Annotated in this window: 15 protein-coding genes and 2 riboswitches; of the genes, 6 read left to right on the top strand and 9 right to left on the bottom strand. The window is 64.7% G+C overall.

Annotated features, from left to right (window positions below; all coding sequences use genetic code 11):
• Positions 1–6: 6 nt before the first annotated feature.
• From AC1DB0_RS24245 to gcvP, 6 genes are all read left to right on the top strand, one after another.
• Positions 7–1,209 carry a BaiN/RdsA family NAD(P)/FAD-dependent oxidoreductase gene (locus tag AC1DB0_RS24245; protein WP_054423196.1) on the top strand — a complete coding sequence of 401 codons (1,203 nt, stop codon included), beginning with the start codon at positions 7–9 and terminating at the stop codon, positions 1,207–1,209.
• A gap of 171 nt (positions 1,210–1,380) precedes the next feature.
• Complete coding sequence (locus AC1DB0_RS24240; protein ID WP_391565615.1) at positions 1,381–1,995, top strand: superoxide dismutase; 615 nt, start codon at positions 1,381–1,383, stop codon at positions 1,993–1,995.
• A 31-nt stretch (positions 1,996–2,026) separates the two neighbouring features.
• On the top strand, positions 2,027–2,920 hold the full coding sequence (locus AC1DB0_RS24235) for a ZIP family metal transporter (RefSeq protein ID WP_342066222.1): 894 nt from the start codon (positions 2,027–2,029) through the stop codon (positions 2,918–2,920).
• Positions 2,921–2,979: 59 nt separating this feature from the next.
• A riboswitch (glycine riboswitch) is annotated at positions 2,980–3,079 on the top strand.
• 34 nt (positions 3,080–3,113) lie between these two features.
• Positions 3,114–3,237, top strand: a riboswitch (glycine riboswitch).
• Positions 3,238–3,327: 90 nt separating this feature from the next.
• Positions 3,328–4,428 (top strand): glycine cleavage system aminomethyltransferase GcvT, encoded by a 1,101-nt coding sequence (gene gcvT / locus AC1DB0_RS24230; RefSeq protein WP_175170932.1) that lies wholly within the window; start codon positions 3,328–3,330, stop codon positions 4,426–4,428.
• A gap of 100 nt (positions 4,429–4,528) precedes the next feature.
• On the top strand, positions 4,529–4,906 hold the full coding sequence (gene gcvH / locus AC1DB0_RS24225; RefSeq protein WP_054423192.1) for a glycine cleavage system protein GcvH: 378 nt from the start codon (positions 4,529–4,531) through the stop codon (positions 4,904–4,906).
• Positions 4,907–4,981: 75 nt separating this feature from the next.
• Positions 4,982–7,855: an aminomethyl-transferring glycine dehydrogenase gene (gcvP, locus tag AC1DB0_RS24220; RefSeq protein WP_175170931.1), complete on the top strand. Its 2,874-nt coding sequence runs from the start codon at positions 4,982–4,984 to the stop codon at positions 7,853–7,855.
• A 120-nt stretch (positions 7,856–7,975) separates the two neighbouring features.
• Here the strand turns inward: gcvP and AC1DB0_RS24215 are convergent, their stop codons facing one another.
• The 9 genes from AC1DB0_RS24215 to AC1DB0_RS24175 form a co-directional block, all read right to left on the bottom strand.
• Positions 7,976–9,940, bottom strand: coding sequence for a DUF945 family protein (locus AC1DB0_RS24215; RefSeq protein WP_476758114.1), 1,965 nt, complete (start codon positions 9,938–9,940; stop codon positions 7,976–7,978).
• 244 nt (positions 9,941–10,184) lie between these two features.
• Positions 10,185–11,660, bottom strand: a complete 1,476-nt coding sequence (locus AC1DB0_RS24210) for a M81 family metallopeptidase (protein WP_476758113.1) — start codon at positions 11,658–11,660, stop codon at positions 10,185–10,187.
• Positions 11,661–11,688: 28 nt separating this feature from the next.
• Positions 11,689–13,095 carry an amidase gene (locus AC1DB0_RS24205; protein WP_054423188.1) on the bottom strand — a complete coding sequence of 469 codons (1,407 nt, stop codon included), beginning with the start codon at positions 13,093–13,095 and terminating at the stop codon, positions 11,689–11,691.
• 58 nt (positions 13,096–13,153) lie between these two features.
• Positions 13,154–14,851, bottom strand: coding sequence for an ABC transporter ATP-binding protein (locus AC1DB0_RS24200; RefSeq protein WP_476758756.1), 1,698 nt, complete (start codon positions 14,849–14,851; stop codon positions 13,154–13,156).
• A gap of 5 nt (positions 14,852–14,856) precedes the next feature.
• Positions 14,857–15,762, bottom strand: coding sequence for an ABC transporter permease (locus tag AC1DB0_RS24195; protein WP_175170928.1), 906 nt, complete (start codon positions 15,760–15,762; stop codon positions 14,857–14,859).
• A gap of 9 nt (positions 15,763–15,771) precedes the next feature.
• A complete protein-coding gene (locus tag AC1DB0_RS24190) occupies positions 15,772–16,713 on the bottom strand; it encodes an ABC transporter permease (RefSeq protein ID WP_054423185.1) in 942 nt (313 codons plus the stop codon).
• 27 nt (positions 16,714–16,740) lie between these two features.
• Complete coding sequence (locus AC1DB0_RS24185) at positions 16,741–18,306, bottom strand: ABC transporter substrate-binding protein (protein ID WP_054423184.1); 1,566 nt, start codon at positions 18,304–18,306, stop codon at positions 16,741–16,743.
• 81 nt (positions 18,307–18,387) lie between these two features.
• Positions 18,388–19,896: a M81 family metallopeptidase gene (locus AC1DB0_RS24180; RefSeq protein WP_427949682.1), complete on the bottom strand. Its 1,509-nt coding sequence runs from the start codon at positions 19,894–19,896 to the stop codon at positions 18,388–18,390.
• Between the two features lie 145 nt (positions 19,897–20,041).
• Complete coding sequence (locus tag AC1DB0_RS24175) at positions 20,042–21,535, bottom strand: CoA-acylating methylmalonate-semialdehyde dehydrogenase (protein ID WP_054423182.1); 1,494 nt, start codon at positions 21,533–21,535, stop codon at positions 20,042–20,044.
• Between the last annotated feature and the right edge of the window lie 18 nt (positions 21,536–21,553).

Here is a 21,553-nt window from a genome sequence, read left to right as displayed (position 1 = left end):
GTTTCGATGTTTGATGTAGCCGTACTCGGCGCCGGCGCCGCTGGCATGATGTGTGCAGCGGTCGCCGGTCAGCGCGGCTTGCGCGTGGTGCTGGTCGACCACGCCGAGCGCCTGGCGGAGAAGATCCGCATTTCCGGTGGTGGCCGCTGCAACTTCACCAACATCGGGGCCGGACCCGCCAACTTCCTGTCCGACAATCCGCATTTCTGCCGCTCGGCCCTGTCGGCCTACACGCCGCAGGACTTTCTGGCGCTGATGAAGCGCCACCATATCGCCTGGCACGAGAAGCATCGCGGCCAGCTGTTCTGCAACGATTCCAGCGAATCCATCATCGACATGCTGCGCGCCGAGTGCGACGCGGGCAATGTGCAATGGCGCATGGGCTGCTCAGTGGCCGAGATCGGCCACGGCGAGCAGGGCTTTGAACTGCGCACCGGCCAGGGCGTGATCCGCGCGGCCAAGCTGGTGGTGGCTACCGGCGGCATGGCGATTCCGCAGTTGGGCGCCACCGACTTCGGCCTGAAGATTGCGCGCCAGTTCGGCCTGAAGGTGGTCGAACCCCGGCCGGCGCTGGTGCCCCTGACGTTTGACCCCGTGCAATGGCAGCCCATGTCCGAACTATCGGGCGTGGCGCTGGAAGTGGGCCTGCACACGGGGCAGGGCAAGACGCGCGGAGAATTCCTGGAAGACCTGCTGTTCACGCATCGGGGCTTGTCAGGCCCGGCGATCTTGCAGATTTCCAGCTACTGGAAGCCCGGCGAACCCATCGTGATCGACCTGGCGCCCGGCCGCGATCTGGCCGAAGAGCTGCTGGCGTCAAAATCCGGTAACCGCCAGCAGGTGCATACCGTGCTGGCGGGCCTGTGGCCCAAACGGCTGGCCGACCGCTGGCTGCATCTGGCAGAGCAGGGCGGCAAGCCCGGCCTGGCGGCATTACGTCTGGCGGATGCGCCCGACAAAACGCTGCGCGCACTGGCGCAAGACATCCATCAATGGTCGCTCGTGCCCAGCGGCACCGCTGGCTACAAGAAGGCCGAAGTGATGCGCGGCGGTGTGGATACGCGCGGGCTGGACCAGAAATCCATGCAGGCCAAGACCACCCCCGGCCTGTATTTCATCGGCGAAGCGGTCGACGTGACCGGCTGGCTGGGCGGCTACAACTTCCAGTGGGCCTGGGCCTCGGGCGTGGCCTGCGGGAAAGCGGTGTAAGCAGGGGGCGAGGGGCGGGCGGGATGGACCCGGCGCCCGGGCGCATCGCGCATTCCGTTGGCTCGAATTGAAACAATCCCATTGTGATATCAAATAAAAATACATATCATTTATGTTTTCGATATCGACTATTGCCTCTCCATCGGGAGGGCGAGTCCCACGGAGACATGCATGGCCTATACCCTTCCGACCCTGCCGTACGCTTATGACGCCCTGGAGCCTCACATTGACGCGATGACGATGGAGATCCACTACAGCAAGCATCATCAAACCTATGTGACCAGCCTGAACGCCGCGCTGGATGGCGCCGGCCTCAGCACTGACGAACCCGTCGAAGCCCTGGTGGCCCGCCTGGACCAATTGCCCGAAGCCATACGCGGCGCGGTCCGCAACCACGGCGGCGGCCATGCCAACCACAGCCTGTTCTGGTCGGTGATGTCGCCCGAAGGCGGCGGCGAGCCCGACGGCGCGCTGGCCGCGGCGATTGAATCGGAACTGGGCGGCCTGGCTGCCTTTCGCGACGCCTTCACCAAGGCGGCGCTGACCCGCTTTGGCAGCGGCTGGGCCTGGCTCTCGGTAACGCCCGCCGGCAAGCTGGTGGTGGAAAGCAGCGCCAACCAGGACAGCCCGCTGATGCACGGCAATACGCCGATTTTGGGCCTGGATGTCTGGGAACACGCCTACTATCTGAAATACCAGAACCGCCGTCCTGAATACATCGGCGCTTTCTACAATGTCGTGAACTGGCCCGAAGTGGCTCGCCGCTACGCGGCCGCGAAGGGCTAAGCCTATCTCTCTGAAGGAGGGTAGCGGCCCTATGAACACTTTCAGCCGTCATCGCGTGCGGCCTGCGGCCACGAGCATCAGCGTGTGGACGCTTGCCGTCATGGTGTCCTGCCTGGCGCTGCATCAGCTCTGGGTGTATCTGGACGAGCATGCGCCGCACGTGGCTGACGCGCTGTTAGGGGGGCTGGTCGCCGCTGGCGCGACCGCGCTGGGCACCTTGCCCATTCTCTTCGCCCGCACCATTCCGCAGAAAGTCCAGGACAGCATGTTCGGCTTCGGCGCGGGCGTGATGCTGGCGGCCAGCGCGTTTTCGCTGGTGGCCCCCGGTATTGCCGCCGCCGAAACGCAAGGCATGGGGCCGTGGGGCGCGGGGCTGACGGTGGGCGCCGCCATCTTGCTGGGCGCGGGCGTGCTGCTGATCATGGACCGCACCCTGCCGCACGAACACTTCATCAAGGGCCGGGAAGGCATCGAGGCGCACCGGCTGCGCCGCACCTGGCTGTTCGTGTTTGCGATCACGTTGCATAACCTGCCCGAAGGCCTGGCGATTGGCGTGGGGTATGCGGGTAGCGACCCCGTGCGCGGCACCGCATTGGCCACGGGTATCGCCATTCAGGACATTCCCGAAGGGCTGGTGGTGGCGGTGGCGCTGCTGGCGGCCGGCTACAAACGCGCGTTCGCCGTGGCGCTGGGCATGTTGTCGGGGCTGGTTGAACCGCTGGGCGCCGTGCTGGGGGCGGCCATCGTGGGGTTTTCGGCGACCATGCTGCCATGGGGCCTGGGCTTTGCCGCGGGGGCCATGTTGTTTGTCATCAGCCATGAAATCATTCCCGAATCCCATCGCAAGGGGCACGAGGTCTACGCCACCTGCGGGCTGATGTTGGGCTTTGTTTTGATGATGCTGCTGGATACCGCGCTGGGGTAGCGCGCTTGATTTTTCGGTTTTCGGCGCAAGGCTTTCGTTGTATGCTTTCGCCGCTGTCATGCATGTTTGCGGGAGAGAGCGGCTGTTTCCACGAATCAGCCGCCGCCGAAGGCGCAATTCGCCCAGAATCGCTCAGGTAACCGATACCGCACATGCTTGCCCCGTCCCGGTTTTTCACCGTGTGGATGCGGCAAAACAGTACTCTGGAGAGACCTGGCGCCGACCCTCGAACAAGGGACATATCGCGCAGCCCAGGCGCCGAAGGTGCAAACCCGCCACGCGGGGCAACTCTCAGGCAAAAGGACAGAGGGGCGGAAGATTCAGCCGTAGCCGTGCGGGCGCAGTCCGCTTGTCACGACCGGCATTCCGTAACCCTGGCAAAGATTGCCGTCCCGGAGTTTCCGCGCATGTCCGCAACCCTCAAACGCACCCCGCTGGCCGAAGAACATATCGCCTCCGGCGCCCGAATGGTCGATTTCGGCGGCTGGGATATGCCCTTGGCCTACGGCTCGCAGCTCGAGGAGCACCACGCGGTGCGCCAGGACGCCGGCATGTTCGATGTGTCGCACATGCTGAACGTTGACGTCACCGGCCCCGACGCCTTCGCCTTCCTGCAACGCCTGGTCGCCAATGACGTGTCCAAGCTGACTGTGCCTGGCAAGGCCTTGTACAGCTGCATGCTGAACCCGCAAGGCGGCGTCATCGACGACCTGATCATCTATTTCTTCGCCGCCGACGAATGGCGCGTGGTGGTCAACGCCGGCACGGCCGACAAAGACATCGCCTGGATGCAGCGCGTGAAGCAGGCTGGCCAGTTCGACGTCACCATCGCCGCGCGCCGCGATCTGGCCATGGTGGCCGTGCAAGGCCCCAACGCTCGCGCCAAGGTCTGGGCCGCGCGCCCGGCATGGCAAGCCGCCACCGAAGCGCTGACCCCGTTTGTCGCAGCCCGCGTTGACGGCGACACGCTCGTGGCCCGCACCGGCTACACCGGCGAAGACGGCTTTGAAATCGTTTTGCCCGCGACCGAAGTCGTGCAGCTGTGGCGCGACCTGGTTGCGCAAGGCGTGCGACCGGCGGGCCTGGGCGCGCGCGATACGCTGCGCCTGGAAGCCGGCATGAACCTGTACGGCCAAGACATGGACGAGCTGACCCAGCCCGATCAAGCCGGCCTGACCTGGACCGTGTCGCTGAAGAACGCCGAGCGCCGTTTCATCGGCCGCGACGCCCTTGAACAATTCGCCACCCCCGCCACCTTCATCGGCCTGAAGCTGCAAGAGCGCGGCGTGATGCGCGCCCACATGGCCGTGCGCACGCCGGCCGGCACGGGCGAACTCACCAGCGGCACCATGTCGCCCACGCTGGGCGTGTCGATCGGCTTTGCCCGCCTGCCGCAAGGCGTGCGTCCGGGCGATACCGTCGAGGTCGACATCCGCGGCAAATGGGTGCCCGCCCTGGTCTGCAAGCTGCCTTTCGTCCGTAACGGCAAAGCCGTCGAACACTCGTAAACTCGAAGCTTCGCGCGAGCCGCCTGCCCGGTCCGGGCACGCGCCGCCCGCGCGAGGCGCGCAACACCATTCATCTACCCGCATTCCCTCAGGAGTTCCCATGAGTCTGCCCACCGATCGCAAGTACACCTCGTCCCACGAATGGGTCAAAGCTGAAGGCGACGTGTTCGTCGTCGGCATCACCGACACCGCCCAGGATCAATTGGGCGATCTGGTCTTCGTTGGCGACGTGAAGGTTGGCGCCAAGTTGAACGCGGGCGAAACCGCCGGCGTCGTTGAATCGGTCAAGGCCGCATCCGACATCTACGCACCCGTCGCTGGCGAAATCGTCGCCTTCAACGAAGAGCTGGAAAACAACCCCAACCTGATCAACGAATCGGCCTTCACCGCCTGGATCTTCAAGATCAAGCCGGTCAACGCCGCGGATGCCGACAAGCTGCTGGACGCTGCCGGCTACGAAGCTGTCGCCAACGGCTAAGCCGTTTCGAGGCTGGCCCGCCGCCCGTATGGCGCGCCAGCCTCGCAACCTGCATCACCACCCCGAGATTCCCCCATGTCGCGCGCCCTAGACACCCATACCGACTTCATTCCCCGCCACATCGGCCCTTCTGACGCCGACCAGGCCGCCATGCTCAAGGTCATTGGCAGCTCCAGCCTGGACGCCCTGATCGAAGAAGTCGTGCCCCCGAAGATCCGCAGCCAGGCCCCGCTGGCGCTGCCGCCCTCGCGCAGCGAAACCGACGTGCTGGCCGAGCTGAAGCAGATCGCGGGCCGCAACAAGGTCTTCCGCAATTACATCGGCCAGGGTTACTACGGCACGCAGACGCCCAACGTCGTGCTGCGCAACATTCTTGAGAATCCCGCCTGGTACACGGCCTACACGCCGTATCAGCCGGAAATCTCGCAGGGCCGTCTTGAAGCCCTGCTGAACTACCAGACCATGGTCGCCGACCTGACCGGGCTGGACATCTCCAACGCCTCGCTGCTGGACGAAAGCACCGCCGCCGCCGAAGCCATGACGCTGGCCCGCCGTGGCGCCAAGTCGCAAAGCCCGGTGTTCTTCATCTCGCGCCATGTGCATCCGCAGACCATCGAAGTCGTGCGTACGCGCGCCGAAGGCCTGGACATCGAGATCACCGTCGGCGACGAAGCCGAAGGCCTGCCCGAGTGCTTTGGCGTGCTGCTGCAATACCCGCACAGCACCGGTTCCGTGTCCGACTACCGCAAGCTGGCGGAAGCCGCCCACGCGCAAGGCGCGGTCGTCGCGTGCGCCACCGACCTGCTGGCGCTGGCCCTGTTGGCCGCCCCGGGCGAGTGGGGCGCCGACATCGCCATCGGTTCGGCCCAGCGCTTTGGCGTGCCGTTCGGTTTTGGCGGCCCGCACGCGGGCTTCATGGCCTGCAAGGACGCCTTCAAGCGCAACATGGCCGGCCGTCTGGTCGGCGTGTCGAAAGACGCGCAAGGCAACCCGGCGATGCGTCTGGCGCTGCAAACGCGCGAACAGCACATCCGCCGCGAGAAGGCCACGTCCAACATCTGCACGGCGCAAGTGCTGCTGGCCGTGATGGCGGGCATGTACGCCGTGTGGCACGGCCCGGCCGGCATCCGCCGCATTGCCGAGCGCGTGCAGCGCAGCACCGCCATCCTGCGCGCCGAACTGGTGAAGCTGGGCGTGAAGGTTGTGAACAACACGTTCTTCGACACGCTGCTGCTGGAAACCGGCCCCGCCACCCCGGCCATCCTGACGGCCGCCGAGTGCGAACACATCAACCTGCGCCGTGTTGACGGCGCGCGCCTGGCCGTGTCGCTGGACGAAACCGTGACCGTCGCCGACCTGCAAGCGCTGGTCAACGTGTTCGCCGCCGGCCTGGAGCGTGATGATGTCGAACTCGACATCGACGCCCTGGACGCCGCCGCCGCCAGCGGTATCCCCGCATCGGTTGCCCGCGAAAGCGCCATCCTGAAGCACCCGGTGTTCTCCAGCGTGCAATCCGAAACCGACATGCTGCGCTACCTGCGCAAGCTGGCCGACAAGGACCTGGCGCTGGACCGCACGATGATCCCGCTGGGTTCGTGCACGATGAAGCTGAACGCCACGGCCGAGATGATCCCGATCACGTGGCCCGAGTTCGCGTTGATCCACCCGTTTGCGCCCGCGTCGCAAAGCCAGGGCTACAACGAGCTGATCGACCGCCTGTCCGCCGCGCTGTGCGAAATCACCGGCTACGACAACATCAGCCTGCAACCCAACTCGGGCGCGCAAGGCGAATACGCCGGCCTGCTGGCGATTCGCGGCTATCACCAAGCCAACGGCCAGCATCAGCGCAACGTCTGCCTGATCCCGTCGTCGGCGCACGGCACCAACCCCGCGTCGGCGCAACTGGCCGGCATGGACGTCGTGGTGGTGGCGTCGGATTCCAACGGCAACGTGGATCTGGCTGACCTGCGCGCCAAGATCGAACAGGTTGGCGACAAGCTGGCCGCGCTGATGATCACGTACCCGTCCACGCACGGCGTGTTCGAAGAAGCCGTCACCGAGATCTGCGATCTGGTTCACCAGGCGGGCGGCCAGGTCTACCTGGACGGCGCCAACATGAACGCGATGGTCGGCGTGGCCCAGCCCGGCAAGTTCGGCTCGGACGTGTCGCACCTGAACCTGCACAAGACCTTCTGCATCCCGCACGGCGGCGGCGGCCCCGGCGTGGGTCCCGTGGCAGTGCGCGCCCACCTGGCGCCGTACCTGCCGGGCGTGGTGAACGAGCAGGGCAAGCTGCCCGGCGACGCGAAGGTTGGCCCGGTCTCGGCCGCGCCGTTCGGTTCGGCCGGCATCCTGCCGATTCCGTACGTGTACATCGCGCTGATGGGCGCCGACGGCCTGCGCCGCGCCACCGAAGTCGCCATCCTGAACGCCAACTACATCGCGACCCGCCTGCGTGACCACTACCCGGTGCTGTACGCGGGCCGTAACGGCCGTGTGGCGCACGAGTGCATCCTGGACGTGCGTCCGTTGAAGGAAACCAGCGGCATCAGCGCCGAAGACATCGCCAAGCGCCTGATGGACTACGGTTTCCACGCGCCGACGATGAGCTTCCCGGTGGCGGGCACCTTGATGGTCGAGCCGACGGAATCCGAAGGCGTCGCCGAACTGGACCGCTTCATCGACGCGATGATTTCGATCCGCGAGGAAATCGCCCAGGTCGAACGTGGCGAACGCGATCGCGAAGACAACGTCCTGAAGAACGCGCCGCACACCGCCCAGATGCTGCTGGCCGAAGAATGGCTGCACGACTACCCGCGCCAGCAGGCCGCCTACCCGGTGGCGTCGCTGCGCGAGGCCAAGTACTGGCCGCCGGTGGGCCGTGTGGACAACGCCTACGGCGACCGCAACCTGGTCTGCGCCTGCCTGCCGATCGAAGCCTACGCATAAGCGCACGCGCTTCAGCTTTAGCTTTAGCTTTCAGGCAATAAAAAACCCCCATCAGCAATTGATGGGGGTTTTTCTTTGGGGCCGAGCGATGCGCCAGGTGGTGGCCCTGGCGCGGCAGGCTTACTTGGCCGATGCGCCCTTGGCGACGTCGTTGAAGTCTTCAGCGATGCTGATGAAGGTGTTCAACAGGATTTGCAGGTTGTCCTTGCCGATCCCGCCTTCTGCGTTCATGTCCATCTGCAGCACGGCCTGGTTCTTGTCGTCCAGGTAGGCGCGCGTCCAGCGGTATTCCTGATTCCAGCTGTTGATGGCCTTCAGCGTCACCGGCTTCTTGGTCTTGTACGTGGCGGTCATCACCAGGTCCAGGCACTTCTCGGTGAAGTCGTTGCACAGGAATTCCAGGCGCAGATCGCTGGCGCCGGTGGTGCCAGCGTCCAGCACCAGCACGGGGCCTTGGTCACCGTCGGTCTTGTTGACCGTGTAGCCCATGTCGTCCAGCAGGCTGCTGACGGTGTCCAGGTTGAAGTCCTGCATCACGCCGGGCAGGGCAGGCGTGGCGCCGTCGGCCGGCTCGTCCTGGCCCATGCCGGGCATGGATTCGTCTTCGTCGTCGTGGTCCATCGAGCCCATGCCGGCTGCGCCCAGCAGGCCGCTGAACAACTCGTCCGCCGGAATTTCCTTGCCGTTCAGGTTGCCCATGCCGTCCGCGAACGTGAACTTGCCGACGATGTTGTCGCCGTCGTTCTTGCCCACGTTGAACATTTCGGCCATGCCCGACATCTGGCGCACGGTTTCGTCGGCGTCCTTGGCGGCCTGATCGGCGGCAATGCCTTCCTTCTTGATGGCGTACTGCGTGACCAGGTCCTGCACCATCGGCTTGGAAATGATCAGCGTGGCGTCGATGCGCTTGATGGCCTTGACCGCAATTTCCTGCGGCGTCAGGTTCTTGACGTCAGGCGGGTTGGCCAGGTCCAGCGTGAAGTTCAGCTTGCTTTCGCCCTTGGCGGTCTTCCAGCTCAAGGGGTCGATGCTGAACGACGGGTTGCCCGCCAGCAGCTTGCCGGCGCTGTCCAGCATCGCTTCAACCTGCTCGTCCTTCAGACCTTCGTCTTCGGTGTGCGCCATGTACTGGCGCATCAGCTGGTTGTACGTGTCGGACAGGGTCTTGACGGCCTGGCCGTCCAGCTTGGCCAGCTTGATCACGGCCTGGCCGTTACCCAGCGGCACGTCGTTTACCGTGATGTCGCCCGTTTGGTAGGCGGCTTGCACGTTGATCGACTTGTCGTCTTCGGACAGCTTCACGCCGTAGCCGAAGTTATCCAGCGACACCTTCATGTCATCCGACTTCTTCGTGACGTCGATGCGCTTGATCTTGATGTCGGAATCGCCCATCGACACGCCGAACTTGCCCATGCGGCTGTTGACGTCCATCGTCATGCCGGTGATGGCCATGACGACCGGGTCGTTGCTCTTCGTGCCGTCGATGGCCAGCTTGTCCATCACGCCGTGCGCGGTGACGGCTTCCAGCGAGCGGTCAAACGTGCCCGTGATCACCATGCCGCTGAAGTCGATCGTGTTGTTTTGCACCGTCGTCGACACCGGCGCAATCTTGGAGGTGGACGAGGTAGTGCCGCTGTAGCTGACCATCGCGTCGCTGATCAGCGGCGAGATGTCTTTGGTCAGTGCGAACACTTCCTTCAGGTTGTCGGTCTTGGCGATTTCGGCGTGCACGTACGCCAGCTTGGGCGCAACGGCGCCGCGCGACAACGCGGTCTTGGGGAACGGGCCGTGTTCAATGACGGCGTCGAACTCAATCATGCCGGCCGGCATGGCGTCCAGGCTCTTGTCGTTCTTTATCAGCGACAGGCCGTAGCGAGCCTGGGTCGAGAAGAGGCTGCGCTCGTACTTCAACTGGTCAATGCGCAAACCGAACAAGGGCGTCAGCTTCGCCAGTTTTTCGTTCGCTTCGGCCAGATGGCGCTGCGAGCTTTCCTCGATCCGTTTGCCGGTGTACCACGTGGCGCCTATCCAGCTTCCCGCTCCCACAATGACCACGCCGAGGGTGATCGCTACGCTCTTTTTCATCGTTGTGCTTTTTTCGTTGATTATCGAGTCATATCCGGCAGACTGGCGCATTGCGCCGTCGCGTCCTGATCGCCAGGGGCGGCTGCCGGTATACACGTTATTCATCGGGCTGTAAGGGCCCGCGCCGGAGTATACCGAGGCACGCCTACCGGGAAGCGTGCGCGCAGTTACCGAAGATTTCAAAATGAAAGGCCGGCGTAGGACGCCGGCCTTTTTGTCGACAATCCGGCTTTTCAGCCGAAGATCAGAGCGGGTCCAGCGGGTAGATGGGCCGGCGCACGTGCTTGAAATCCAGCTGGCTGTAGTCGGAGGTGGTGACGCCCACGCCCGTGCATTCGATGACTTCGGTGGCCATCGCCGAGAAGCCCGCGCGCCAATGCACCCGGCTCTTCAACACCACGTAGCGCTTTTGCAGCGGGTCGATGCCGGCCGACAGCAGGCAATTGATATCGAACGGTTCCTGGTGGCGCGACACCACCACGATTTCCACGCGGCCCGTGTCGATGACAACGGTAAGCCCCGTGTCGTTACGCACGCCCCGGTACATCGGGCCGCGGTTGAGATACACGCCGTCAAACACCAGCTTGACGCGGCCGGTCACTTCCAGCGGTTCGCTGGGTTGCTTGATGGCGGGCATGGGCAGCTTGCCGCCCAGCTTCAAGGTAATGGTCTTGCCCACGCTCGCAGCCGCGGCTTGCAATGCGGCTTCCGGGTCGCAGATGGCGTAGAACACCACGTTGTCCAGTTCCTGGCGCAGCACTTCGGCAAGCACCGCAGTGGTGTCCATGGTGCCGCCGGAACCGGTGTTGTCGAAGTGGTCCAGCAACACAACCGGGCCTTGCTCGATCTGCTTGGCGCGCGCGATGGTGGGCGCGAGCGGCTCCGGGTGAAACACCCAATCGGCGCGGCCGGCCCAGGCGCGTTCCAGCAGTTCGTCGCGGTACTTCTGGGCGTCTTCCAGCTTGCCGTCCGTACAGACGACGGCGCTCATGCCCGCTTCGCGAATGTCCGCATGCGGAAAACCCACGAAGACGGACGCCGCCAGCACGCCATTCGCTTCCAGTTCCTTGCAGCGTTCCTGCAAAGGCTTATTGGGCGCGGCATGCGTGCCTTGGCACATGATGTGCGGCAGCATCGGCTTGTTGGCCCAGCTCATCACGGGCTTGATCTCGCCCTTGAGCGTGCGGACGATAACGTTCGCCGCACGCACGCCCGCTTCGCGGATGTCCACGTGCGGATACGTGTGAAAGCCGCTGATGACGGTGGCGTTGTTGACGATGTCGTCGTAGATGTTGGCGTGCATGTCCAGCGTGACGGCGACAGGCGTTTTCGGATCGATTTCGCGCAGACGGCGCAAGAGGTCGCCTTCTGCATCTTCCACGCCTTCGGCGACCATGGCGCCGTGCAGGTCCAGCAGGATGGCGTCAAAGCCGCCCCGCTTCACCTGGTCCAGCACCAGCTTGCACAGCTGCTCGTGCGTGTCGGCGCTGGTGGGGCCGCTGGGCCAGGACTCGGCCGCCACGGGCACGACCATTTCTGCGCCCTCGCGGCGGGCCACTTCGATATAGCCGCCCAGTCCGCTATCGGTGTTCTCGTAGGCCTTGATGGCGCGTTCGCCAGCCAGGATGTCGGGGCTGCCGCGGAAGAAGCGTTCAAGCGGGGTCGGCACGGGCGAATAGGTATTCGTCTCGTGCTTGATCATTGCCAATAGCCAACGCATGGGAATTCCTGTGGGTTGCTGTGGAAAGTCAGTTCTTGGGCGGCTGCGGCCACGGTTGCTGCTCGGGACGCATCTCTTCCCAGGCGCGCGCCACGCGCAGGACGCCCAGGTCGTCGAAGCGGGCGCCAGCGATTTGCAGGCCGATGGGCAGGCCGGCTTTCGTGTAGCCGCAGTTGACGGACGCCGCAGGCTGCTCGCTCATGTTGAAGGGCAGCGTGAAGCCGATATGGTGCATGGTGGTGGCGACTTCATTGGTGGGCGACGGCCATTCGGCGTTGTACGCCACCACGGGGGCCACGGGCGACAGCACGTAATCGAAGGGCGCGCAGGCGGCAACCGTCTTGGCTCGCACGTTCAACGTTTCGTAGTAGCTGCGGAACACGGCCTCGCCGCTTTGGCCGCCACCGCTTTCCGCCCAGGTGCGGATGAACGGCAGGATCTTGGCGCGGCGCGCTTCGGGCAGCGCGGCCAGGTCGATGGCCGAGCGCGTGCGCCAGAAGCGGTCGACGCCTTCGAGCATGTCAGGGGTCATCCACGGCAGCATCGGCGTCACGATGGCGCCGGCGGCTTCGAAGGCGCGGGCGGCCGCCTGCACGGCGTCACGCACTTCCGGGTCCAGTGGCAGGCCGCAGCCCGCGTCCATCAACAGGCCGATGCGCAAACCGCGCACGTCCTGGTTCAGGTTCAGCCAATCGAAGTCCTGGAAGGGCAGGCTCATGTGGTCGCGCGCGTCGGGCTGCGACAGCACGCCCATCATCAATGCGGCGTCGGTGATGGTGCGGGTCATGGGGCCGGCGCAGCGGCCCATGAAGGGCGGGTCGATGGGAATGCGGCCCAGGCTGGGCTTGAGCGTGGCGATGCCGCACCAGGCGGCCGGCAGACGGACCGAGCCGCCGATGTCGGTGCCGATGTGCAGCGGGCCGTAACCTGCGGCGGCCGCGGCGCCTGCGCCCGCGCTGGAGCCGCCCGGGTTCTTCGTCAGGTCCCAGGGGTTGCGCGTCAGCGCATGAAAGCTGGACAGGCCGGATGACAGCATGCCGAAGTCGGGCATGGTGGTCTTGCCCAGCAATACCGCGCCCGCTTCGCGCATGCGGGCAGCCGGCGGCGCATCGGCGGCGGCCGGCGTCAGGTCGGTGGCGGCCGTGCCCAGTGGCACGGGCGTGCCACGGGTGGCGATGTTTTCCTTGATGGTGGCGGGCACGCCATCCAGCGAATAGCCGCCGGCCGACTGTGGCTCGCCCTTCATCCAGCGCGCTTCCGATGCGCGCGCCATTGCCAGCGCGCCTTCAGGGTCCAGCGCGTAGGTGGCCTTCAGGTGCGGTTCCCAGCGCTCGATGTGTTCCAGCACGGAGCGCGTGGCTTCAACGGGCGAGAGGGTCTTGTCGCGATACGCTTGCAGCAGTTCCTGGGCAGACAATTCATGCGGTTGTGGCATCTCGGTTCCAGTGTTGCGAATGAGGGCAGATCGGGGAAAGCCAACGCGCGTCAGGGCGCTACGGTGCTGGCGCGGCAGCCTGCGCCAACGTCGCCGCAACGGGCTGGAAGTTGCGGAAGTCCCAGTCGCGGCCGGGGGCGGCGTCGATCAGGGCGCGGGTGTATTCGTGGCGCGGTTCGGTCAGCACCGTTTCGGCGGAGCCGGTTTCCACCACCTTGCCGCGCTGCATGACCATGATGGTGTCGCAAATCTGCGCGGCCACGCGCAAGTCGTGCGTGATGAACAGCACGCCCACGCCAGTACGCTGGCGCACTTGCTCCAGCAGTTCCAGCACCTGCGCCTGTACAGACACGTCCAGCGCGGACACGGCTTCGTCGGCCACCAGAATTTCCGGGTCCATGACAAGTGCGCGCGCAATGCAGATGCGCTGGCGCTGGCCGCCCGAAAATTGGTGGGGATACCGCCGCATGGCGTCGGGGCTCAGGCCCACGACGGTCAGCGTTTCGCCTGCGCGTTTCAACGCCTGCTCGCGCGGCATGCCGAAGTTGAGCAAACCTTCGATGATGGATTCACCCACCGTGYGGCGCGGGTTCAGTGAACGGTACGGGTCCTGGAACACAATCTGGATGCGGCGGCGCACGGGGCGCAGCGCCGAGCCGGACAACGTGCTCAAGTCTTCGCCGCCCATCATCATGTGGCCGGCAGTGGGCTCGATCAGGCGCACGATGCAGCGCGCCACCGTGGATTTGCCCGAGCCGGACTCGCCCACGATGCCCAGGATTTCGCCTTTGCGCAGCGTCAGGTTGACGTCGGTAGCCGCAATGACGTTCTGCGCGGCCTTGCGTGAAAACAGCGAGCTCTTGCCGCCATAAGTGCGGCCCAGCCCCTTCACGTGCAGCACCGGCTGGCCGTCCGGCGCGTCGCGCCGCATCGGCACGAGGCTCGGTACGGACGACACCAGACGCCGCGTGTACGACTGCTTGGGTTCAGCCAGGATTTCGTTGCGGGTGCCGCTTTCGATCAGGTCGCCCCGATTCATCACGACGATGCGATCCGAAATCTCTGCCACCACGCCGAAGTCGTGCGTGATGAACAGCACGGCTGTTTTGTGCTTGATTTGCAGTTCCTTGATCAGCGCCAGAATCTGCTTTTGCGTGGTGACGTCCAGCGCGGTGGTGGGCTCGTCGGCGATGAGCAGCTTGGGTTCAAGAATCAGCGCCATCGCGATCACGATGCGCTGGCGCTGCCCGCCCGACAACTGATGCGGATACGCATCGAAGATGCGTTCGACATCCGGCAGGTGTACCGAGCGGAACATGTCCAGCACCTTGGCGCGGCGTTCGGCGCCGCTCATGCGCTTGCGATGCAGGCGCAGCACTTCGTCAACCTGCTTGCCCACGGTATGCACGGGGTTCAGCGCGGTCATGGGTTCCTGGAACACCATGGCCATGCGGGTCGCGCGCATCTCGCGCAGGCGGCGCTGCGACGCGGTGGCCACATCTTCGCCTTCGACGCGGATGGAACCCGCGCTGATGGAAAGTATGCCCGGCGGCAGCAAGCCCATCACGGCCAGCGACGTGACCGATTTGCCGGAGCCGGATTCGCCAACCACGCACACCGTTTCGCCGGCGTGCACGTCCAGGCTCAGGTTGCGCACCACGCGGTTGCCCGCGCCAGCAACTTCCACCGACAGGTTGCGAATGGCCAGGATGGCGGACGAGGTATCGCCCGCAGGGGGAGTAGGGGAGTAGGTCATCGGCATCAGATCCTGCGCACCATTTTCGGGTCCAGCGCATCGCGCAGGGCGTCGCCCAGGATGTTCACGCTGAGCACCGTCAGCGACAGGAACAGGCCGGGAAAGAGAATCAGGCCGGGCAGCATGCGGAAGTACATGCGGCCTTCGGACATGATGTTGCCCCAGGACGCGATCTCGGGCGGGATGCCCGCGCCCAGGAAGCTCAAGATGGCCTCGGTCAGCATGGCCGACGCGAACACGTACGTGCCTTGCACCGTCAGCGGCGCGATGGTGCTGGGCACCATGTGGCGCCACAGCAGCAGCGGCAGCGGCGTGCCCAGCGCCAGCGCGGCTTCAACGTAAGGCTCTCCGCGCACCGTCAGGATCTGCCCGCGCACCAGCCGCACCACCCGCGGAATTTCGGGGATGGTGATGGCGACAAGCACGGTCGTGATGCTGGCGCCGGTAACGGACACCAGGGCAATCGCCAGCAGGATGCCGGGGATGGCCATGATGGCGTCCATCGTGCGCATGATCAGCCCGTCCAGCGAACGGAACCAGCCGGCGATGACGCCGATGACCAGGCCAATGACCACACTGACGACGGCGGCGCCCAGGCCCGCAATCAGCGAGATGCGCGCGCCATAGGCCACGCGCGACCAGACGTCGCGGCCAAAGGCGTCGGTGCCGAACAGGTAGTCGGTGAAGGGTTGCTTCAGGCGTGCGCCCGGGTTGATGAAGGTGGGGTCCACCGTGCCGAGCAGCGGCGCGAACACGGCGATGGCGACGATGGTGACCAGCACCACCAGCGCCAGCATGACCGGCCAGCTTTTCAGGCCCTGGCGGATTTGCCGCCAGGCGGTAGTGTGAGGATTACCGCCTCCGGGGAGGTCGGCAGCCGCTTGCACGGCGGCATCGGTTGGCGTGTGCATGGCTCTTCCCTAGTATCGGATGCGCGGGTCGAACACCGTGTAGGCGCAATCGACAACCAGATTGATGAACACGTAGACGAACGCGAAGAACAGGGTCAGGCCCTGAATGACGGGGTAGTCACGCGCCAGCACGGCTTCCACCACCAGCCGGCCCAGGCCGGGGATGTTGAACACCGATTCGGTCACGACCACACCGCTGATCAAGAGCGCGATGCCCAGGCCCACGACGGTGGCGATGGGGACGGCCGCATTGCGCAGCGCATGGCCCAGCAGCACGCCAGTTTCACCCAGGCCCTTGGAGCGGGCGGTGCGGATGAAGTCTTCGCCCATGACCTCAATGACGCTGGTGCGCGTGATGCGCGCAATCAACGCCACATAGACCGTGGACAAGGCCAGCGACGGCAGAATGAGCCGGTGCAGATAGAGCCAGAAGCCCTTGTCCAGCGGCGCATACCCTTGCACGTTGAACCAGCCCAGCTTGATGGCGAACAGCCAGATCAGCAGGTAGCCAGTGACGAACACCGGCACGGAAAAGCCCAGTACTGAAAAGCCCATCACGGCGCGGTCGAGCAGCTTGCCTTGCCGCCACGCCGCCAGGATGCCCAGCGGAATGGCCACAAGCAGCGTGAAGACCAAGGTCAGCACCGCCAGGCTCAGCGACGGTTCCAGGCGCTGCGCGATCAGTTTGGTGACCGGCACGCCAGACATGAGCGAGGTGCCCAGGTCGCCTTGCAGAAGCTTGCCGCCCCAGATGAAGAACTGTTTGATGACCGGTTGATCCAGGCCCATCGTCTGCCGTATCTGGACGATACGTTCAGGCGTGGCGCCGTCGCCCGCCATGATGATGGCCGGGTCGCCCGGGCTGAAACGCAATATCGCGAAGACCACCACCGCGACCATCACCAAAACGGGGATGGTCGCGAGGAGCCGGCGTGAGACAAATGCCAGCATGTATTTCCCCCTGAACTGCTTGCCCCTTTACGGAGCTTTCTTGACGTTCCAGAACGCAAAGACCGGTGCATGCACCAGGCCGGAGAGCTTGGTCGAGTAGACGGTGGGCACGGACATCTGGCCCAGCGGCACGTACAGGCCTTCATCGATGCCGATGCGCTGCAATTCGTCGGCGATCTTCTTTTGCTCGGCGGGGTCGGAAGTCAGCGCGAACTTCGTGCGCAGTTCTTCCACTTGCGGCATGTCGGGCCAGCCGAACCAGGCGTTGTCGCCGTTGGCGGCGGCGGGCGCGGAACGCACCGGGTCCATCACGTCAGTGGCGTACCAGTTGGTGTTGTGGATGTTCCAGCCGCCTTCGGCCGGTGCGGCCTTGGAGGCGCGGCGCGTTGCCACGCTTTGCCAGTCCATTGCAGCCAGGTTGACGTTAAAGCCCGCCTTGCGCAGCGCTTGCGCCATCACCACAGGTTGCGCGGACAGCGTGCCCACGTCGGTGGCGTGCATGACGAGGATGGGCGTGTTGTCGTAACCCGCTTCCTTCAGCAGTGCCTTGGCCTTTTCGATGTTCGACGGAACGACGACGTCCTTGCCGATATCGCTTTCCATCGGCGTGCCGCAGCCCCACAACGAGGCGCAGGTCTTCCAGTACTTCGGATTGCCGACCAGCGCCTTCATCACGTCTTCCTGGCCGATTGCGTACATCGCGGCCTGACGGATCTTCTTGTTGTTGAACGGCGGGTGCTTGAAGTTGAAGCGGTACATCGTGAAGTAACCGACCGGGCTGAGCGATTCTTCCTTCAGGTCCGGGTTGCCTTCAATCATCGGCAGCAGGTCATACGGGAACTGTTCGACGAAATCGATCTCGCCGCCCAAGAGCGCGTTGGCGGTCGTGAGCGCATCAGGCATGACGTCCCATTCCACCTTGTCCACGTTCACGACCTTGCCGCCGGCCAGGCCGCTTGCGGGTTCCTTGCGCGGCACGTAGTCGGCGTTCTTGGCGTACACCGTCTTCACGCCCGGCTTGAACTCGATCACCTTGAACGGGCCGGAGCCCGTCATGTCGGTGATGGGCTGGCCGATGGCCTGTTCGGCGATGCGCTTGGGCATCATGAACGGCGCCGTGCCGGTGGGCTTGGACAGGGCGCGCAACGCCAGGTCCGTGGGTTCCTTCATGACGATGCGAAAGCTGTTGTCGTCGATAACTTCAATCTTGTCGGTGAACTTCAACAAGGTGCGGCCCATGCCGTCGCCCGCGGCCCAGCGCTTGATCGACGCCACGCAATCTTCGGACGTGACGGGCTTGCCATCGTGCCATTTCTGGCCGGCGCGCAACGTCATCGTGTAGGTCTTGCCATCAGGCGAGACTTCCCACTTCTCAAGCATCTGGGGCTGGATCTTGTTGTCGGCATCGGTGGCCAGCAACGTGTCGTAGATCATGTAGCCGTGCCACGTCGTGATGTACGCGGTGGTGGCGTGCGGGTCGGTCAAGCGCAACGGCGAGTGCATCACAGACTTGATGACGGTTTCGGCGTAAGCGCCGTGAGCCATCATCAGCGTTGCACCGGCCAGCGCGGCCGCTCGAACAAACTTGAGCATGAAGGTTCCCCTTGAAGCGGTGTGAGCGGCACGGTCGGCCGCTACGTCGTTAACGCGCCGCTCGATGGCGGCGTGCGAGGGTCAGGCTGTTGCGGGCAGGCCGGAAAAGACCGGCCCGCAAGGCGCCATTCTGATGCCGGGACGCAACCGTGTCCATGGTTGTTTTGCCGCATCCATCAGCATGGAGCCAGGGGCGGCGCACACCAGGATCGTGTGCGAGATGGCCGTGAAATCCGCACGGAAATGCGCGGAACTCTTCACCACCAGAATCGCTGCGCGCGTGGGTTCGACACCGGCGAATCGGAACATTTCCTGGTCGGCCATCTGCACCTTGTTAGAGGCGACGATGATGCGTACGCCGCCGATGCGCAGGCATGCGCTGGGGCCCAGGTCCATGTGGAATCCGCGGTAGAACGCGCCGTGCGTATCGAAGCGTCCGTCTGACGTTTTCTCGACGATGAATTCGCTGTCCAGCGGTTCGTCGTCGGGAATACCCGAGTGTCCACCTAGTGCAATCCGGACCTTGTTTCCAACGCCTGCACGATGCGCGGCCAACGCCGCGGCGGGGTCAACAATCAGACCAATCGCCGTGTCGCGCGCATCGTGCCGGATCAGTGCTCGCAGCATGCCGGTGGTGTCGGAACTGCCCCCTGCGCCGGGGTTGTCTTGCGCGTCGGCGATGACGACGGGTTTCGTGGCGTCGCGTGCCAGCCGCATGGCTTCCTGCACGGCTTCGTCGGGCGTGTAGAGCTTGCCGCCGAAGTCGCGTTCCGCGTTCAACACGGCGCGCGTCATTTCATCGGCGGCGGCATCGGCGTCAGCTTGCGTGGCGCCGTAGGCCCACACGGTGGGCGCGCATTCGGGGAAGTCTGCCGCGGGAAAGCCGGTGGCGAAAGACAGGCTCGTGGCGCCGCGGGTTTCGATCTCGCCCACCAGCGCATACAGGCTGCGCGACGGTTCGATGTCGGTGGATTGCCAGCACAGCGAAATCAGATAGGGCAGGGCGCGCAACGCCGCGTAAGGGCGCGGCACGCCGGCCAGACGCAGGGACAGCAGCGCGGCGGCGCGTTGCCCGGTCTCGGCCATGTCGATGTGGGGATACGTGCGATAACAAACCAGCGCGTCGGCGTGGCTCACCATCTTGCGCGTGACGTTCGCGTGCAAGTCCAGGCTGGCCACCACAGGCACATCGGGCCCTACCAATTCGCGCACGCGTTTGAGCAGTTCACCTTCGCCGTCATCCAGATGCTCGGTGACCATCGCGCCGTGCAGATCCAGGTACACGCCGTCTAGCGGCATCGCCGCCGACAGGCCTTGCAGGATCATTGCGCTGATGCGTTCGAACGCGTCTTTGGTGACCAGGCCAGAGGGGCTGGCCGCGGCCCAGGTGGTGGGCACGAGCGTGTGCTGCGCCATGGCTTCGATGAAGCCGGCAACAGGGATGTTCGCACCCGCTACTGCCTGAAACATCGCGGGGCCGCTGACCAGCTTGGGCCAGCCTCCGCCTTTTTCTGCAAAGTCTTCCCACGTGGCGCGCGAAGGCGCGAACGTATTGGTTTCGTGCTGAAAGCCGCCTATCCCGATGCGCATCAGGCATCCCCTTGTATGTGTGTTGTTGCTGTTGTTGCTGTGTCGTATTGCCGGGCGGGCGCGGCCGTGGCCGCGCCCTGTGCTCAAGCTGGGTAATGCGTCCTTCTGTAGGGCTTGTTGAAACGTCGTGGGGCGAAGCGAAGGATTACTTCGCCACGGGCATGGTGAATTCCGCGCCCTTGGCGATGCTGTCCGGCCAGCGCTGCATCACGCTCTTGTAGCGCGAGTAGAAGCGGATGCCTTCTTCGCCGTAAGCGTGGTGGTCGCCAAACAGCGAACGCTTCCAGCCGCCAAACGAATGCCATGCCATCGGCACGGGAATCGGCACGTTGATGCCGACCATGCCCACCTTGATCTGGCGGGCAAAGGCGCGCGCCACGCCGCCGTCGGACGTGAAGCACGCCACGCCGTTGCCGAATTCATGCGCGTTGATGAGTTCGACTGCGCTGGCGAAGTCCGGCACGCGCACGACGCACAGCACGGGGCCGAAGATTTCTTCGCGGTAGATGTTCATCGCGGGCTTGACGTTGTCGAACAGCGTGCCGCCCAGGAAGTAACCCTTTTCGTTGCCAGGCACCTTCAGGCCGCGGCCATCCACCACCAGATCGGCGCCGGACGCGATGCCGTCTTCGATGTAGCCCACGACCTTGTTGCGGTGCTGCGCGGTAACCAGCGGGCCCATTTCGGCGTCTGACTGCATGCCGTCTTTGACGATCAGCGCCTTCACGCGCGGGATCAGGCGTTCGACCACCTTGTCGGCCACGTCGCCCACCGCCACGGCCACGGAAATCGCCATGCAGCGTTCGCCGGCCGAGCCGTAGGCTGCGCCCATCAATGCGTCGGTGACTTGGTCGAGGTCGGCATCGGGCATCACCACCAGGTGGTTCTTGGCGCCGCCCAGCGCCTGCACGCGCTTGCCGCGCTTGGTGCCTTCGGCGTAGATGTATTCGGCGATCGGGGTCGACCCGACGAACGACAGCGCTTCAACATCCGGATGCGCGATCAGCGCGTCAACGGATTGCTTGTCGCCATGCACGACGTTGAAGACGCCCGGCGGCAGGCCGGCTTCGGTCAGCAGTTCGGCCAGACGCAAGGACGCCGAGGGGTCGCGTTCAGACGGCTTGAGCACGAAGGTGTTGCCGCAGGCGATGGCCACCGGGAACATCCAGCACGGCACCATCATCGGGAAGTTGAACGGCGTAACGCCAGCCACCACGCCCAGGGCCTGGCGCATGCTCCAGTTGTCGATGCCGCCGCCGATCTGGTCGGAGTACTGGCCCTTGAGCAGTTGCGGAATGCCGCAGGCGAATTCGACGATTTCGATGCCGCGCATCACTTCGCCCTTGGCGTCGGAGAAGACCTTGCCGTGTTCGCGGGTGATGAGTTCGGCCAGTTCGTCCTGGTGCTGATCCAACAGCGCCTTGAAGTTGAACAGGATGCGCGCGCGCTTGAGCGCCGGCGTTTCCGACCAGGCCGGGAACGCAGCCTTGGCGGCGGCGACGGCCAGCGCCACGTCTTCGTTGGACGCCAGGGGAATCGACGAGCTGATCTCGCCGGTGGCGGGGTTGAAGCCATCAGCGTAGCGGCTGCTGCGGCCTTCGTAGTGTTGGCCGTTGATGAAATGAGGAATCTTCTTCATGGTGCGGAGGCTCGAAGC

It is taken from the genome of Achromobacter sp. 10T422 (assembly GCF_056394065.1).
This window is presented reverse-complemented; position numbering and strand designations above follow the sequence as displayed.